Annotated in this window: 11 protein-coding genes; 10 read left to right on the forward strand and 1 reads right to left on the reverse strand. The window is 52.1% G+C overall.

The genetic code is table 11. The annotated features are described in order from the left end of the window. Nucleotides 1-108 precede the first annotated feature (108 nt). Nucleotides 109-942 carry a LysR family transcriptional regulator gene (locus GH656_RS04080; protein ID WP_153074707.1) on the reverse strand — a complete coding sequence of 278 codons (834 nt, stop codon included), beginning with the start codon at nt 940-942 and terminating at the stop codon, nt 109-111. 352 nt (nt 943-1,294) lie between these two features. Here GH656_RS04080 and GH656_RS04085 point away from each other — a divergent pair, with 352 nt between their 5' ends. From GH656_RS04085 to GH656_RS04130, 10 genes are all read left to right on the forward strand, one after another. Then, complete coding sequence (locus GH656_RS04085; protein ID WP_246184200.1) at nt 1,295-2,413, forward strand: quaternary amine ABC transporter ATP-binding protein; 1,119 nt, start codon at nt 1,295-1,297, stop codon at nt 2,411-2,413. Next, nucleotides 2,410-3,747 carry an ABC transporter permease gene (locus tag GH656_RS04090; protein ID WP_153074708.1) on the forward strand — a complete coding sequence of 446 codons (1,338 nt, stop codon included), beginning with the start codon at nt 2,410-2,412 and terminating at the stop codon, nt 3,745-3,747. The genes GH656_RS04085 and GH656_RS04090 overlap by 4 nt, the downstream gene beginning before the upstream one ends. A 67-nt stretch (nt 3,748-3,814) precedes the next feature. Next, on the forward strand, nt 3,815-4,822 hold the full coding sequence (locus tag GH656_RS04095; protein ID WP_174769688.1) for an ABC transporter substrate-binding protein: 1,008 nt from the start codon (nt 3,815-3,817) through the stop codon (nt 4,820-4,822). A 301-nt stretch (nt 4,823-5,123) separates the two neighbouring features. Beyond that, nucleotides 5,124-6,167, forward strand: a complete 1,044-nt coding sequence (locus GH656_RS04100; RefSeq protein ID WP_153074710.1) for an LLM class flavin-dependent oxidoreductase — start codon at nt 5,124-5,126, stop codon at nt 6,165-6,167. A gap of 51 nt (nt 6,168-6,218) precedes the next feature. Beyond that, nucleotides 6,219-6,437 carry a 2-hydroxymuconate tautomerase gene (locus tag GH656_RS04105; protein WP_281349659.1) on the forward strand — a complete coding sequence of 73 codons (219 nt, stop codon included), beginning with the start codon at nt 6,219-6,221 and terminating at the stop codon, nt 6,435-6,437. A gap of 64 nt (nt 6,438-6,501) precedes the next feature. After that, nucleotides 6,502-7,320: an alpha/beta fold hydrolase gene (locus GH656_RS04110; RefSeq protein WP_153074712.1), complete on the forward strand. Its 819-nt coding sequence runs from the start codon at nt 6,502-6,504 to the stop codon at nt 7,318-7,320. After that, nucleotides 7,317-7,814 carry a flavin reductase family protein gene (locus GH656_RS04115; protein WP_153074713.1) on the forward strand — a complete coding sequence of 166 codons (498 nt, stop codon included), beginning with the start codon at nt 7,317-7,319 and terminating at the stop codon, nt 7,812-7,814. Before GH656_RS04110 ends, GH656_RS04115 begins: the two co-directional genes overlap by 4 nt. 118 nt (nt 7,815-7,932) lie before the next feature. After that, nucleotides 7,933-9,393 carry an NAD-dependent succinate-semialdehyde dehydrogenase gene (locus tag GH656_RS04120; RefSeq protein WP_153074714.1) on the forward strand — a complete coding sequence of 487 codons (1,461 nt, stop codon included), beginning with the start codon at nt 7,933-7,935 and terminating at the stop codon, nt 9,391-9,393. Between the two features lie 391 nt (nt 9,394-9,784). Then, a complete protein-coding gene (locus GH656_RS04125) occupies nt 9,785-13,123 on the forward strand; it encodes a leucine-rich repeat domain-containing protein (RefSeq protein WP_153074715.1) in 3,339 nt (1,112 codons plus the stop codon). Between the two features lie 722 nt (nt 13,124-13,845). Further along, nucleotides 13,846-17,175, forward strand: a complete 3,330-nt coding sequence (locus tag GH656_RS04130) for a leucine-rich repeat domain-containing protein (RefSeq protein ID WP_153074716.1) — start codon at nt 13,846-13,848, stop codon at nt 17,173-17,175. Nucleotides 17,176-17,235: the final 60 nt, after the last annotated feature.

A 17,235-nucleotide genomic window follows, 5' to 3' on the forward strand; every position in this document is an offset into this window, starting at 1 on the left:
TTCGACCAGGAGTAAACCCGCTAAAAAATACATGCCATTGTCAGTAAATTAATGGCTGATAAGTTATTGCCCGATTTAAGTTGGGGGTGTTTTTTGCTTCATCGGCGATTATGTAAACAGCGTTTCAATCGCTTCACTACGCCATCCTGTCCCGGTGAGCTGGCTATCAGTAACCATAAACACATCTCTTTCAAACACCGGCGCACCAGGAACTGGAAATAATCGCTCACGGTATTCGGGCAGATCGAGCCAGCGTTGCGGCAGATATGCCGAGCCGCCGACATTCAGCAAATAGCTCAGCGCAATGCTGGCGTCGCTGAAAGTAACCAGCGGTGTGTCGTCAACCGGATATGCCCGGAAATGCTGCTCGCGGTAGCTTGCGCCCCAGTCGATGAAGACGTAGCGCGGGTCCCAGCGCACCAGCTGGCGCGGCGAGGTCGAGACCAGCACCAGTGAATCCGCGAATAGCTTGCGGGTGGACCAGTCGGTTTTGATCGTTGGCTCATGCAGTACGGCGACGTCGATTTCACCAGCATCAAGCTTGTCCAGCACGGTCTTGGCATCGGCGACCACCGCGTTGAAGGCCACGGTGCTCACCTTGGTCTGGAACGCCGCCATGTGCTCCAGCAGGTAATCGCACCACAGCGAAGGCGGCGCGCCCACCGTCAAGATACCGATAAAGCCTTGCGGCAACGCGATTTCCTGACGCGCCTTGGTCCAGCTGCGCACCACCGCTTGCGCATACGGCAAAAAGGTCCGGCCCGCCTGAGTGAGTTCCACAACGTTGTTCAGGCGGCGAAAGAGCTTTTGTCCGAGGCTGGTTTCGAGGGTCTGGATGCGGGCGCTGACCGTCGGCTGGCTGATGAACAGCAACTGCGAGGCGCGGCTGAAGCTGCCGACTTCCGCAATTTTCAGAAAAGTCTCCAGCACGGCAATTTGCATGGCGTCTCCTGTATTAGAAATTTCGATGATATCTATCAAGATTATTGTCTTTTTTGGATCGCAATGCGCGCCTATGATTCTCAAAACGAGATAGCAGGGTCGCTGAAAAAGAAATAACCACGATCAATTCAGACTTTAATGAGACAAAAAATGAGTCTCGCGGCATGATCGGATGGCCCCGTTTTGTGGCTTTATGCCTTGCGCTTTCAGGAGACACCACCATGGTTTGCCGTATGCCACGCCAACGCTGTACCGCCCGCCCAGGTTCACCGTCCATCCGTTACCCGTTGCCTGCGTCCGAGGTAGCTGGCGCGGGTTCCCGTTAACCGGTTTTTGCGCCAAGGCACGCTCCGTGACACAGCACATGATGGGTTCGAGAGATAGCGCGGTGAGCTCTGCCCGCGCACAAGGTCCGGCAATGATTGATTGCCGGGGAATCTGGAAGGTATTTGGCGCTGAAGACGTGGCAGCGAGCGTCAAGCGCAGCATTCTCAGCGGAGCGCTGGACCCCGCCCAGGCTCGCCGCGACCACGGTTGCGTGGTGAGCGTGCAGGACGTCAGCTTTACGGTGTATCCCGGCGAGATCTTCTGCGTGATGGGTTTGTCGGGCAGCGGCAAATCCACGCTGATCCGCCATCTGAATCGTTTGATTGACCCGACTGCGGGCGAGATCGTGATTGATGGCGAGTCGATCTGCCGTTACAACGCCAGCGAATTACGGGCGTTGCGCGCCACACGGGTGGGGATGGTGTTTCAGAACATGGCGCTGCTGCCGCACCGTAGTGTGGAAAGCAATGTTGGCCTCGCGCTGGAGTTGCGTGGAGTCAGTGCTGCCAGGCGGGCGAAAACCGTGGCTCAGGTGCTGGACGTCGTGGGGCTGGGTGGCTGGGGTGGCTGCCAGGTGCAGGCGTTGTCTGGCGGTATGCAGCAGCGCGTGGGCTTAGCCCGGGCGCTGGCCGCCGACCCTGGCATCTTGCTGATGGATGAGCCGTTTAGCGCGCTTGATCCGTTGATCCGGCGGCAGTTGCAAAACGAATTCAGGAGCCTGTCGCGCGATATGGGCAAAACCACGGTGTTCATCACACATGACCTTGATGAAGCGATTCGTTTAGGTGACCGGATTGCGATCATGAAAGACGGCCGCTTTGTTCAAGTTGGCACGCCCGCCGAAATCGTGATGCAGCCTGCAGATGGTTTTGTGGCCGAGTTCGTGCAGGGCATATCGCGCATGCATCTGGTGCATGCCGGGCAGATCATGCTGCCGCTTGAGGCGTATCTGAGCCAGACCGGTCAGCGTCTGGCTGATCTCAACGCGTTGCCACAGGCATCGGACGTGAGCCTGTTACACGAACTGATTGATCTGGCCGTGGCGCAGCAGCAGCCGATTGCGATTCATCACGCGGGCGTGATCGCGGGCGTTGTGACGCCGCACGTGCTTTTGCAAACCGTCAGGGAAGGACATCCAGCATGAGCGACAAACTCGCCACGTTGCGCCAGGGGCCGCTTGATGCAACGGCTACGCCTGCTACGGCGAAGACGGCCACCGCTACCGCCACGCCTCTGGCAACTGCAGCTATGAACAAAACCACCGCCATGGACGCCGCCAGCGCCATCGACACACCTCGCAGCAGCGCATTGCTGGCCGCCGTGCTGCCATCGCTGTACTGCGCGCGTGAAGGTGCCCGCATCGCTTACTGGCCCACGCTCGCGCTGGAGTTTGCTGCGCTGCTGCAATTGTTCGGCCCTGCTCCGTTGTGGGGTGTGCTCGCGGCGCTGGCGGCTCGTGCGCTGGCGCTGGGCGTCTGGTGGCGGCGCGCGCAGGCCCCGGTGGTGGCGCGTGAGCGCGATATGGTTGGCATGGCGCTCGCCGTGCTGGTGTATCTGGTGCTGCTGGCGCTGCCGTGGCTGGCCTTGAGCCTGCCGGTGCTGCACGCGCGCATGCTGACGTTCCCCGCATTGCCGGGCGCTTTCACTGCGCTCGCCAATGGCATCGACCACGCCGTCGAATGGATGACCACGCAGTTTGCGAGCGAATTCATGGGCCTTACTCAGGCGATGAATGTGCTGCTGAAGCTACTCGAAGCGATGCTGGCTTCAGTCCCCTGGCCGCTGGCGCTGGTGCTGCTGAGCGTAGTGGCGTGGCGCAAGGGCGGAGTGGGCTCAGGCATTTTCACGGCGCTGGCGCTGGCTTATCTCGGGCTCTTTGGCTTCTGGGACAAAGCGGTGACGACGGCCGCGCTAGTGCTGGCGGCGTTCATCGTGTGTGTGGTGTGCGGCATTCCACTGGGCATCGCGGCAGCGAAAAACCGTGTGATGAAGGCTTGCATCATGCCGTGTCTCGATGTGATGCAGACCATGCCGAGCTTTGTCTATCTGCTGCCCGCTGTGGCTTTTTTCTCGATCGGCAAGCCGCCGGCACTTGTGGCCACCGTGATTTTCTCGATCCCGCCACTGATTCGCCTGACTTGCCTTGGCCTCGACCAGGTGCCACTGGTGGTCAAGGAAGCGCTCTACGCCCATGGCGCGACGCCGTTACAAACGCTGCTCAAGGCTGAACTGCCACTGGCCGCGCCGTCGATCAGCGCCGGGGTGAACCAGTCAATCATGATGAGTTTGTCGATGGTCGTGATCGCCTCGCTGATTGGCGGCGGCGGGCTGGGCTACGACGTGATGTTCGCGTTGCAGAACGTGCAGTACGGGCGCGGCATTCTGGCCGGCCTGGCGATTGTGTTCTGCGCGATTATTTTTGACCGCCTGATGCGGCGTCAAAGCCCGGCTTCGGCACACGCTGGCAGAAAAGCGTGACCGGACCGGCCCTGTCGGTACCCTGGAGGAGACACACATGCCTGGAAATTTTGTACGTCGAATGGTGATGAGCTGCACGTTGGCCGCGGTAACTGCTGTGACGGTGGTGAGCACCGTGACGCCTGCCTTTGCCAAAACCCCGGTGGTGCTCGGTCAGCTTACGTGGGACGAGCCCCGTGCGGTGGATGCGGTGCTGAAGGTGGTGCTGGAGAAGTATCTCGATGCTCAGGTCAGCCTGATTGCGGCCGATCAGTCTGCGATTTTCGCCGCGATGGACAAGGGCGATGGCGCGGTGGATGTACACCCGGCGATCTGGTCGGCAGCGCAGACGGCTAGCTTGCGCAAGTACGTCGATGAGCGCAAGACGGTCGCGTTGAACAAGGCACCGTATTTCGCTACCGATGGTTTTTACGTGCCGCGTTACATGGCCGAGAAGTACAAGATCCGGTCGGTGGCGGATCTGAAAAAGCCTGAGATTGCCAAGCTGTTCGATGTCAATGGCGATGGCCGGGGTGACTACTGGCCAGGCGCACCGGGCTGGGGCGTGACGGATATCTATCAGGTCAAGGCCAAAAGCTACGGGCTGACGCAGTACTACGACGCGTACATCGTGCCGGATGCGCTCTTCAAGGCGCAGCTGAAAAAACGTTACGCCGCGCAGCAGGGCATGCTGTTTTATTACTGGAAGCCCGAAGCGCTGTTTCAGCAATACGATCTTGTGAAGCTCGATGAACCGAAGTTCGACGGCTATGCGATGGACTCGTGGAAGGGCAAGCCGGAATACAAAGCCGATGGTTGCTACAACTACATCGAGCCGCAAAAAAGCGCGGACTGGCTGGAAAAAGGCCGGATTACCTGTGAAACCCCACCGCAGCCGATTTATATCGGTTACACCCGGACCCTGGAAAAACGCGCACCACAAATTGCCGCCTTTTTATCGCGGATAGCGATTAAAACGGATGACGTTAATGCGTGGATTTACGACATGACAGTGAATAACAAAACGCCTGATGCAATGGCCGAGGACTGGGTGGCGAAACATCCAGACCGGGTCAAGGCGTGGCTCGGGAATTAAGCCGCAAGCTGTTTTGCAACACAGTGTCCTAGCCGCTCAGGACGCTTGCCGGGCAGAAGTGAATAGCAGTGGGTAGCAAGTGAAGGAGGTGCTGGCGGCCGTCGTGTCTGCCCTGGTTATGCGCTCAGCGGTGAGCCAGATCAACGCCAGGGCATGACGGCCGCCAGTGGTTAAACATGGGTTAGCTGCCGCCAGTTAAACGCGCAGTCGAAGTCAAACCGGAACGCGGGAAAAAACTCATGGCCCAGGTGCCAGGCGTTGTCACGCGCGTGCGGCGGAATTTATTCAAAGGCAGGTAATCATGGACTTTAATTATTTTCTGACGAGCTATTTGCCGAATAAGGAATATGGCGGCAAACGGCTTTATCACGAGATGGTTGAGCAGGCTGTATTAGCCGAACGTTTAGGGTTTCGCGCGGTGTCGATCCCGGAACACCATCTGGTGAATATCTTGCTGGTGCCTTCGCCGCTGCAACTGGCCGTGAAGATCGCGGCGCTCACCGAACGCGTGGAGATCATGACCTCCATCGTGGTGCTGCCGGTGCGCGATATGCGGGTGTTCGCCGGTGAGGCGGTTCAGGCCGACATGCTGTGCGACGGCCGCCTGGTGCTGGGGGTAGGGCGCGGGGCGTTTGCCTATGAGCTAGAGCGCCTGGGCGTGCCGATGAGCGAAACCCGCGCCAGATTCGATGAATCGCTCGCGGTGCTGCAAGCGTTGCTGACCCAGGAAGAAGTGTCCTGGGACGGCGAGTTCTACCAGTTCGCCCCGCTTACCGTGATGCCGCGCCCGATGCGGCCATTGCCCCTGATGGTGGCCGCGATGGCACCCGAAGGTATCTATCACTGCGCCAAACAGGGCTTCAACATCCAGACCACGCCGCTGCAAGCCTCACACGAGGTGCTGCTGCAACAAGTCGCTGCGTTCCATCGTGGCAAGGCCGATGCGGGCGCACGCGGCGAGCATCTGCGGCTATCGCTGCAACGGCCAATCTATCTGGCAACCGATGCCGCCGACGCACGCGAAAAACTGGCGCTGACCTACGAGTACTACAAGCGCTTCGATAACGTTTTCTCCGGGCCAGGCGTGGTGACGAACGGGCTGATAGAGGCGCTGCCACGCAAGCAAACGCTGGAAGAGATGGCCGGCAACATCTTGATCTGCCCGCCCGCTGAAATGATCGACCGCCTCGGCCAGTACGCCGAAGCCGGGATCGACGAAGTGATTTTCAGCGCCGGCTTTGGCCAGTCGCATGAAGAAACCAGCGACATGATGCAGCGCTTCGCCCGCGATGTGATGCCGCATTTCGCGGCCCGCAAAGTGCCCGAAGCGGCTTCAGTCGCGTGATGCCTGCGTTATGTCAGTACCTGGCTTACCTGAATTACCTGAGCTATTTAAATTTTTAACCGGAGTTATGTCATGCCCATCATCAGAGTTGAAATGTTCCCCGGCCGCACACACGAACAAAAGCGCCAGCTAGGCCGCTCTTTGACCGATGCATTTATCGCTGCGGCGGGCGGCAAGCGCGAAAGCGTGCATGTGATCTTCACCGAGGTCGCCAAAGAAGACTGGAGCGTGGCGGGCGAGTTATGCAGCGAGCGCGAAACGAAAGCCTGAGCGCTACCGCGATAGTTTTCGCTAACCCCTTGAGAGGCGACGCCACGAGCGTTTTGATCGAGTCATGACACAGGCAGTGGAGTGTGCATATAGCGACCACGGCGGCCACGGCGGTGACCCCGAGGCAAGTGAAGCGCTGATTCTGGTGCATGGAATTGGCGCGCGCCGCAGTTTATGGAACGCCGCCATCGCGCAGCTTAAAGAGCGCTATCGCTGTATCAGCTACGACTTGCGCGGTCACGGTGAATCCCCGTGGCCGGGCGAGCCGTTCACGCTGGATGATCTGGTAGCGGACCTCGAAGCGTTGCGAGTGCGGCTGGGTTTGGAGCGGATGCATATCGTCGGGCATTCGCTGGGCGGCATGATCGGCCCGGCTTATGCCCGGCGCTATCCGCAGCGAGTGCGCTCGCTGGGCTTGCTGAGCACCGCGGCGTTTCGCACCGCTGACGATGCGGCCAGGGTGCAGGCGCTGGTGGCGGCGATGCGTGCCGGTGGCGTTGCCGCTTCGCTAGAGGTGCTGGTGGCGCGCTGGTTCACCGAGGCGTTTGGCACGGCTCAGCCGGAGGCGATACGTCAGCGCCGCCAGCAAGTGCTGGATACCAACCCGGAGGTGTTTCTGAATGTGTTCGAGATCTACGCCAAGACCGAAATGGCGGCCTGGCTGCCCAGCGTGAGTGCCCCCACGCTGGTGCTGACGGGCGAGTTTGACGGCGGCTGTCCGCCCCGGCTTAACCAGCAGATTGCCGCGGCGTTGCCTCATGCACGGCTGGTGGTGCTTGAGGCCCTCAAGCATGCCGTGTTGATCGAAGCACCCGAGCAGGTGGCGCAACAGGTAATGGCGTTTCTTGCTGAGGTATCCAACCCGAGTGAGGCCACATCATGATTCTCGATTCCCAGCAGGAAGCCTTTAGACAAGCGATGCGCCGTCTCGCTGCGACCGTGACCGTGGTGGCGACGGGCAGCGCGCCGCAACGCAGCGGCCTGACCGCCACCGCCGTGTGTTCGCTGACCGTGGATCCGCCCCAGGTGCTGGCATGCCTGAACGCGTCATCCGCGACTTGCGCGGCGATCCGCGAGGCAGGCACGTTCTCCGTCAACTTGCTGCCGAGTCATCGTCAGGGGCTGGCGGAATGCTTTGCTGGCGTGGGCAACCTGCACGGCGATCAACGCTTTGCCCGGGGCGACTGGACCGATGAAACCCCCGGCTCGCCGATCCTGCATGACGCCGTGGCGGCGATGGCATGCGAGCTGCGGAGCGCATGGCAGGTCGATACCCACTTCATCATGATCGGCGCGGTGCAAAAGCTCTGGCTCGCCAGCGAAGCATTGCCGCTGGTGTATCGCAATGGCCAGTTCGGTACATGGTCGCCGGTGTAGGCTGCGCCTAGCTTGATGCCTTGATGCCGGGTGCTGTTGCCCTTGCTCCTGCCGCCGCCCCTGGCTGTTCCTGATCTGCGCGCCTCATGCCCGCGCTTTAACCGAGAGCCCATTCGCCATGACTACTCCGCAGCACTATCCCGATTCACTGTTGTTTATCGACGGTCAGTGGCGCTCCGGCGCGGCTGGCCGCGTGCTCCCGGTGCTGAATCCGTTCGACGAGAGCACGCTGGGCAGCGTAGCTCACGCTGAACCTGCCGATCTGGATGACGCGCTGACAGCGGCGCAGCGCGGCTTCGCGTTATGGCGGCGGGAGAGCGCGCAGCAGCGCGCGGCGTTGCTGCATCGCGCGGCTGAGTTATGGCGCAGCCGCACCGCCGAGGCCGCCCGGGTGATGACGCTGGAGCAGGGCAAACCGCTGGCGCAAGCCCAGGGAGAAGTGCTGGCAGCGGCCGACATCATCGACTGGTTTGCTGAGGAAGCGCGCCGCACCTACGGCCGGATCGTGCCCGCGCGAGCGGAGAGCGTGCGTCAGTTGGTGCTGAAAGAACCGGTGGGCCCAGTGGCGGCATTTACGCCGTGGAATTTCCCGGTGAACCAGGCCGTGCGGAAGATTGCAGCGGCGCTGGCAGCGGGCTGCTCGATCGTGCTTAAGGGTCCTGAGGAAACGCCCGCGTCGTGCGCGCTGCTGGTGCAGGCGTTTCATGACGCAGGCTTGCCGCCTGGCGTGCTGGGTCTGGTGTTTGGCACTCCCGCGATGATTTCGCAGCATCTGATCGCGCATCCGGTGATCCGCAAGGTGTCGTTTACCGGCTCGATTCCGGTGGGCAAACAACTGGCGGCGCTCGCAGGGCAGCACATGAAGCGCGTGACGATGGAGCTGGGCGGGCACGCGCCGGTCATCGTGTGCGCGGACGCGGATCTCGAGCGTGCCGCCAAGCTGCTGTGCGTGGCGAAGTTTCGTAATGCGGGGCAGATCTGCATCGCACCGACGCGCTTTTTGATCCATGCGTCGGTGTATGACGCGTTTGTTGCCGCGTTTGTGTCCGAGACCGAGCGCTTGAGCGTCGGCAATGGGCTGAGCGCTGCCACCGACGTCGGGCCGCTCGCCAACGCGCGGCGGCTGGCGGATATCGAAGCGCTGGTGGCCGATGCGCGCGAGCACGGCGCACGGCTCTTGAGCGGCGGCACACGCACCGCGAGCCAGGGTTATGGCTACGCGCCGACCGTGCTGGGCGATGTGCCGCTGACGGCGCGGATCATGAACGAAGAGCCGTTTGGCCCGGTGGCGCTGCTCAACCGTTACACGCTGCTGAACGAGGCACTGGCCGAGGCCAACCGGTTGCCGTTTGGCCTCGCGGCTTATGCGTACACGCGCTCAGCCAGCGTGATCGCGGCATTGTCGCGCGGCATTGAAAGCGGAATGCTGTCGGTGAATCATCACGGACTGTCGTTGCCGGAGTTGCCGTTTGGCGGCATCAAGGAGTCAGGCTATGGCACGGAGGGCGGCGCTGAAGCGCTCGAAAGCTATCTCACGACCAAGCTGGTGTCGGAGTACAGCGAACCGGTGACTGAGTAAAAGCCTGCAGGGGGAAGGTGTGTCCGGTGACGGGCACGCCTGACAAAGTAGCTGGCGCTGAGGGGCGCTGGATTTGAGCACGGCGAGCGGTGCCGGTGTGATGGCTATCTGTCGCCATGCGCTTGTCATCCAGGCTGGGTTGCCTTGGATGAACCACGCGCGCGATGCCGTGGTTTAAGCGATGCGATGCGCAGAGGATCTTCGCGGTGCGGCGCGATAAGTCGTGGGGAAATGGAACGTGCGCCAGGTCGTCGTTACTTACGCTGGGTATGGATGCGCGGGACTCGCGTACGGAATATAACTCGCAGCTCAGTTGAATAAAATCGCGCTGTTGTGCAGCGAGTCGTTAAAAAAATAAATGATATTTATTAAAACAAAAAGTAGTTAAAAAATGACAAAGTTTATTCCTGAGTTTTCTGAAAAATTATTTGGGCCGACCCTAATGAATGAGATGGTTGAGAGGTTCAAATGGTCTGCTTTAGGAAAAATTAGAAATAAAATATTTTCACCAGGTAAATCTGGCGGAACAGTAGCCCAACAGCATCCTCGGCACGGGGTCAATGCAGTCCGGTTTATGGATCTAAACAAAAATATTCTGGTCGCATCGGGAAAAAGAGTCGGCTTGGCTTCAGGTTCGGTAGAAAATAATTGGGAAAATTATCTTAAAATATCTGACTTGAAGGCGCAGTTTGATAAAGGGGATAGTTATTATAATGAAATGGATGAATTTATCAGGCTGGCGATTGAGCTGGCCTGGCGCGATGGCAATGCTGTTCCATTGGCCCGGCTGATAGATGGGCTTGATCAATTTGATGACTGGAATCTCGGTTATGATATTTTATTTTATGCTGCAAATAAAAATGAATTTTTAAATCCCTTGCAGCGAGACGCTTGCATCTATTTTTGGGATGTATTGATTTCGATGTATGACCAGTTGGTAAGTGAAATTAAAAAACCCTATGATCTTGAAAGATACTACTCTAGATGTTTTCCAGGGGACGATGAATTAATGGCCTTTTCCGGTGCCATTTTTTCTGAAAATAAGCCGGAACTCAGGATAAATAGAATAAATCTGCGCGAGAAAAATGATCTTGTGCTGAAGCGATTGGAGAGATTGTCTTCTGTGGCGGATCATCATATCGAAAGTGATATGAAATTATATATCGCTGTTTATCGCGTGATGCTGGATCTGCTTGTTCCGCTGGCTGAAAAAAGGTTAAGCAATATAGAAAATCCGCACAAACTGCTAGATACTTTATTGAAACTTGAGAGAAAAATTAAAGAAAACAAGGAAAATGGAATAACGCCGCTGGCACTTGTTTTGGAGCCCGATAATAGTCATCTGAACCAGATTGTGCAGTGGATTTGTACATCAGATCAAATCAAGGTTGAGTATCAGGATATGGTGTTGAATTTGATGCTGAGGGCGTATCATAATATAGACAATAAAGATAACAAATCTGTGGTTATTGATCTTACGCCATATGAGATAAATAATATTCCGCCAGATATTCGCCAGATATTTCTCTCTTTTTACGAGATCCAAACCGGCCCGATGGAGTTGGTAAATGGGGAAGATGCACCATATGAGCTGCAGATAGACCGGTGCATCCGGCACATGCGGGCATGGGCGTTTTCTTCTAATGCGAGGCCATATGAAAAACGTAAAGATGCTGTGCGGATCATAATCAATTTTATTAGTGAGCGCGAGGCATGGGAGTTGAATCTTTCTTCTCTGGGATTGAAAGAGTTTCCACCGGGGTTTGAGCGGTTGTTAGATTTATCGACGATACTTGCTGTTCTCGGAAAGAGTAGTTTGTTGCGTAATTTTAGCGTTGAAATGATTCGTCTGGATATATCAGGTAATTTATTTTCTGTTTTTCCATCGATTATTAGAGAGGTGACCGGGTTGGCTGATCTTGATATATCTGGCAATCCGATGGATATGAAATATGTTTCATTGTTAGATAATGCAAATCTGACGCGTCTTGCGCTGAGTGGGATGGGACTATCGTCGATCCCGGACTGTGTTATTGAAATGGTTAAGCTTGTTTCTGTAAACCTGTCTAATAATAAGATAACAGATATTAGCGAGAAGATATTCAATCTTGTGAATCTAAAGGAATTTTGGATTGGGGGTAATTTAATTGTAGATTTGCCAGACTCATTTAGTGGATTGCAAAATCTGGAAATTGTCGGATTGGAAAATAACCAGTTTATTGACGTTCCTGTGCAATTGGTTAATCTTGACAAATTACGGCGTATTATTATTGGGGGCAATAATATAGATGGAAATAAATGGATCATCTGGGATGGAGAATACTCCGAAAAATTAGAAAGTCGTATAGATATTGGTGCTCGAGGAGTGGAGGTAAATTTATTTCATGATGATAAAAATATCTTTCATGTGAAGGCTTTAAATGAAATATCGCGAGCAATCTCTTTTTCGGCTTCAGATAAGGGAATTTTAAAATCTAGAGGACGGGTGAGCGAAGGTGAAAATTCGGCGGCGAGCAAAGGAATTTCCAATAAAATTTTTGGAAATAAGTATTTGGTAAATAAAATTATTAATTCAGGGCTTCTTGCCGGGGATCGCCATAATTTTTCTTTAATCTCAAAAGAAATTTTTAAAAATAACTTGCTGTATGGTCCTGGTTCGGTGTCGCTCAAATATACAATTGATGCCACTGGCAATGAGGTTAAGCAAGAAAATTCGTTGAATAATGACAAGCGATTTTCGGAGATTGTCGATATCAGGCGGATACGAGTTGCAGGGCCATATTCTTTGAAGTGCTTATTTCAAAATGAGATGTATTTTGATTTGATTTTGTCGGGTAATTGTGAAGACTATGATATATCTGACTTTTCCAAATTTCCTGAGAAGACGGTCAAGATAGATTTAAGAAATGTTGTTAACCTGAGCGCGGATCATCTCAAAAATTTCGGTGGCCCAACAGCACTCGCCGCCATGAAACTAAAGATGCCACAAGCCGATGCAACTAATTCGGACGCTGGCAAAGATTTTATTAATGCAATTCTGGAAAACAGAAAATTAATGCAGTCGCTGAAGTGGCTGGAAATTCATGATGCCAATTTTGAGGTGGCGGATCTTTCGCTGATTTTAAGTAAGGCTGGGCCGCAATTTGAAAATATAAAAATTCATCGTTTGAATCCGATGAATGAAGCAGGCTTCGATGGATTTATTAAAGAGATGAAGGGCGTGCAGGGTAACGAAACAAGCCCTCGGTTGATTCTTGAAAATTATGGCTCTGAGTCGCGGCAAAAGGATCTAAATGAAATGCTGCGAAATAATGGCTTTGAGCAAAAAGCACGCTTGTTACCCACGGTAGAAGAGGCGGTAGATGATTTCCTTGATGGATATGCTAAATATTTTGTGCCGCCGAATAGAAATTTCAATTTGGAAGATTTGCGCGAAATTTTATATGATAATGCGGGTTATATGCCGGTTCTGGGTAATGAAATCGAGGGAAAAGCAGCAAGAAAATCATTGGAGAATCTCTATCGTCTAAATGATTTTGATGCGAGTATGGTAATTATTGACATGATTTTCGATGTTTTTTCGCCGAATGAAAAATTATGGAGGGAATTAATTGTGTCCAGCACGCGTATACATAGAGCATCATTAATTATGAAGATGCATCGTGTGGAAGGGGGGGCGCTTGTCTATATTAGTATTTTGGAAGGGGGGGGGATCTTGCCTGTAAGTTAAAAAAAGAGTTTTCTTAAACCCCCCTATTGTGCTGACTCGCCGGGCAATTTTTATGTAATGGCCGGTGCTTCAATTTCAGTACAGCCCTCGGGACGATTTTCCTCCCGTTGGCTTTCTTCTAAAGATCCAGTGGCAATGGGCATGTGTGCGATGTGGCGGTTTTTCTGCTGTATGAGGGCAGTAGATCGCCGGGCGATGCAGCGCTTGAGCTAACGAATCGCGTTTAGCCCGGTGCGCTCTTCGCTGACGCGTTTGCTCCCTTGGCCTGCCTCTACCTCTACCTTGACGCTACCTCATCGCATAGCCGTAGGCGGCACCGCACGGCGTTTTTCCCACGCCATCGCCAGCAAAAACGCGAGCGCTGCGGCCAGCAGCACGGCGATCATCGCGTTGTTGCCCGCGTGCTCCTCGTTGAATTAGTTTGGCGAAACAAGCTGAACCTGTCGCATCTGGATGATGCGCTGGCGGTGGCGCAGCGAGGCTTCGCGTTATGGCGGTGGGAGAGCGGCACCGATGCGATGCGCAGAGGATCTTCGCGGTGCGGCGCGATAAGTCGTGGGGAAATGGAACGTGCGCCAGGTCGTCGTTACTTACGCTGGGTATGGATGCGCGGGACTCGCGTACGGAATATAACTCGCAGCTCAGTTGAATAAAATCGCGCTGTTGTGCAGCGAGTCGTTAAAAAATAAATGATATTTATTAAAACAAAAGGTAGTTAAAAAATGACAAAGTTTATTCCTGAGTTTTCTGAAAAATTATTTGGGCCGCCCCTAATGAATGGGCTGGTTGAGGGGTCCGAAGAGTCTGCTTTCGGAAAAATTAGAAATAAAATATTTTCACCAGGTAAATCTGGCGGAACAGTAGCCCAACAGCATCCTCGGCACGGGGTCAATGCAGTCCGGTTGATGGATCTAAACAAAAATATTCTGGTCGCATCGGGAAAAAGAGTCGGCTTGGCTTCAGGTTCGGTAGAAAATAATTGGGAAAATTATCTTAAAATATCTGACTTGAAGGCGCAGTTTGATAAAGGGGATAGTTATTATAATGAAATGGATGAATTTATCAGGCTGGCGATTGAGCTGGCCTGGCGCGATGGCAATGCTGTTCCATTGGCCCGGCTGATAGATGGGCTTAATCAATTTGATGACTGGAATCTCGGTTATGATATTTTATTTTATGCTGCAAATAAAAATGAATTTTTAAATCCCTTGCAGCGAGACGCTTGCATCTATTTTTGGGATGCATTGATTTCGATGTATGACCAGTTGGTAAGTGAAATTAAAAAACCCTATGATCTTGAAAGATACTACTCTAGATGTTTTTCAAGGGAAGATGAATTAATGGCCTTGTCCGGTGCCATTTTTTCTGAAAATAAGCCGAAATTCAGGATAAATAGAATAAATCTGCGCGAGAAAAATGATCTTGTGCTGAAGCGATTGGAGAGATTGTCTTCTGTGGCGGATCATCATATCGAAAGTGATATGAAATTATATATCGCTGTTTATCGCGTGATGCTGGATCTGCTTGTTCCGCTGGCTGAAAAAGGGTTGAGTAATATAGAAAATCCGCATGAACTGCTAGATACTTTATTGAAACTTGAGAGAAAAATTAAAGAAAACAAGGAAAATGGAATAACGCCGCTGGCACTTGTTTTGGAGCCCGATAATAGTCATCTGAACCAGATTGCGCGGTGGATTTGTACATCAGATCAAATCAAGGTTGAGTATCAGGATATGGTGTTGAATTTGATGCTGAGGGCGTATCATAATATAGACAATAAAGATAACAAATCTGTGGTTATTGATCTTACGCCATATGAGATAAATAATATTCCGCCAGATATTCGCCAGATATTTCTCTCTTTTTACGAGATCCAAACCGGCCCGATGGAGTTGGTAAATGGGGAAGATGCACCATATGAGCTGCAGATAGACCGGTGCATCCAGTGCATGCAGGTATGGGCGTTCGCTTCTAATATAGAGCCAAATGAAAAACGTAAAGATGCTGTGCGGATCATAATCAATTTTATTAGTGAGCGCGAGGCATTGGAGTTGAATCTTTCTTCTCTGGGATTGAAAGAATTTCCACCGGGGTTTGAGCGGTTGTTAGATTTATCGACGATACTTGCTGTTCTCGGAAAGAGTAGTTTGTTGCGTCATTTGGACTGTAAAAAATTTCGTCTTGATATATCAGATAATTTATTCTCTGCTTTTCCGGCGATTATTGGGAAGATGGCCGGCTTGGACGGTTTGGATATATCTGGTAACCGAGTAAATATGGAATATGTTTCATTTGAAAATAATAAAAATATGATGCGTCTTGCAATGGATGGAATGGGACTGTCGTCGATCCCGGACTGCGTTATTGAAACGGTTGGGCTTGTTTCTTTAAGCCTGGGTAATAATAAGATAGTAGATATTCGCAAAGATATATTCAATCTTGTGAATCTAAAGGAATTTTGGATTGGGGGTAATTTAATTGTAGATTTGCCAGACTCATTTAGTGGATTGCAAAATCTGGAAATTGTCGGATTGGAAAATAACCAGTTTATTGACGTTCCTGTGCAATTGGTTAATCTTGACAAATTACGGCGTATTATTATTGGGGGCAATAATATAGATGGAAATAAATGGATCATCTGGCATGAAAAACACTCCAAAAAATTAGAAAGTCGTAGAGATATTGGTGCTCGAGGAGTGGAGGTAAATTTATTTCATGATGATAAAAATATCTTTCATGTGAATGCTTTAAATAAAATATCGCGAGCAATCTATTTTTCGGCTTCAGATAAGGAAATTTTAAAATCTAGAGGACGGGTGAGCGAAGGTGAGAATTCGGCGGCGAGCAAAGGAATTCCCAATAAAATTTTTGGAAATAAGTATTTGGTAAATAAAATTATTAATTCAGGGCTTCTTGCCGGGGATCGCCATAATTTTTCTTTAATCTCAAAAGAAATTTTTAAAAATAACTTGCTGTATGGTCCTGGTTCGGTGTCGCTCAAATATACAATTGATGGCATTGGCAATGGCAATGGGGTTGAGCAAGAAAATTCGTTGAATAATGACAAGCGATTTTCGGAGATTGTCGATATCAGGCGGATACGAGTTGCAGGGCCATATTCTTTGAAGTGCTTATTTCAAGATGAGATGTATTTTGATTTGATTTTGTCGGGTAATTGTGAAGACTATGATATATCTGACTTTTCCAAGTTTCCTGAGAAGACGGTCAAGATAGATTTAAGGAATGTTGTTAACCTGAGCGCGGATCATCTCAAAAATTTCGGTGGCCCAACAGCACTCGCCGCCATGAAACTAAAGATGCCACAAGCCGATGCAACTAATCCGGACGCTGGCAAAGATTTTATTAATGCAATTCTGGAAAACAGAAAATTAATGCAGTCGCTGAAGTGGCTGGAAATTCATGATGCCAATTTTGAGGTGGCGGATCTTTCGCTGATTTTAAGTAAGGCTGGGCCGCAATTTGAAAATATAAAAATTCATCGTTTGAATCCGATGAATGAAGCAGGCTTCGATGGATTTATTAAAGAGATGAAGGGCGTGCAGGGTAACGAAACAAGCCCTCGGTTGATTCTTGAAAATTATGGCTCTGAGTCGCGGCAAAAGGATCTAAATGAAATGCTGCGAAATAATGGCTTTGAGCAAAAAGCACGCTTGTTACCCACGGTAGAAGAGGCGGTAGATGATTTCCTTGATGAATATGCTAAATATTTTGTGCCGCCGAATAGAAATTTCAATTTGGAAGATTTGCGCGAAATTTTATATGATAATGCGGGTTATATGCCGGTTCTGGGTAATGAAATCGAGGGTAAAGCAGCAAGAAAATCATTGGAGAATCTCTATCGTCTAAGTGATTTTCAGGCGAGTGCGGTAATTATTGACATGATTTTTGATGTTTTTTCGCCGAATGAAAAATTATGGAGGGAATTAATTGTGTCCAGCACGAGTATGCCTAGAGCATCATTAATTCAGAAGATGTATCGTGTGGAAGGGGGGAGGGATCTTGCCTATAAGTTAAAAAAAGAGTTTTCTTAAACCCCTCTATTGTGCTGACTCGCCGGACCATTTTTATGTAATGGCCGACGCTTCAATTTC

The sequence above is a fragment of the Paraburkholderia bonniea genome (assembly GCF_009455625.1).
Taxonomy (GTDB): Bacteria; Pseudomonadota; Gammaproteobacteria; order Burkholderiales; family Burkholderiaceae; genus Paraburkholderia; species Paraburkholderia bonniea.

Bases quoted from the DNA above. Each gene is read 5' to 3' on its own strand.
- GH656_RS04100 (WP_153074710.1), top strand. From the start codon at position 5,124: ATGGACTTTAATTATTTTCTGACGAGCTATTTGCCGAATAAGGAATAT.
- GH656_RS04080 (WP_153074707.1), bottom strand. From the start codon at position 942: ATGCAAATTGCCGTGCTGGAGACTTTTCTGAAAATTGCGGAAGTCGGC.
- GH656_RS04090 (WP_153074708.1), top strand. From the start codon at position 2,410: ATGAGCGACAAACTCGCCACGTTGCGCCAGGGGCCGCTTGATGCAACG.
- GH656_RS04120 (WP_153074714.1), top strand. From the start codon at position 7,933: ATGACTACTCCGCAGCACTATCCCGATTCACTGTTGTTTATCGACGGT.
- GH656_RS04095 (WP_174769688.1), top strand. From the start codon at position 3,815: ATGAGCTGCACGTTGGCCGCGGTAACTGCTGTGACGGTGGTGAGCACC.
- GH656_RS04125 (WP_153074715.1), top strand. From the start codon at position 9,785: ATGACAAAGTTTATTCCTGAGTTTTCTGAAAAATTATTTGGGCCGACC.
- GH656_RS04115 (WP_153074713.1), top strand. From the start codon at position 7,317: ATGATTCTCGATTCCCAGCAGGAAGCCTTTAGACAAGCGATGCGCCGT.
- GH656_RS04110 (WP_153074712.1), top strand. From the start codon at position 6,502: ATGACACAGGCAGTGGAGTGTGCATATAGCGACCACGGCGGCCACGGC.
- GH656_RS04130 (WP_153074716.1), top strand. From the start codon at position 13,846: ATGACAAAGTTTATTCCTGAGTTTTCTGAAAAATTATTTGGGCCGCCC.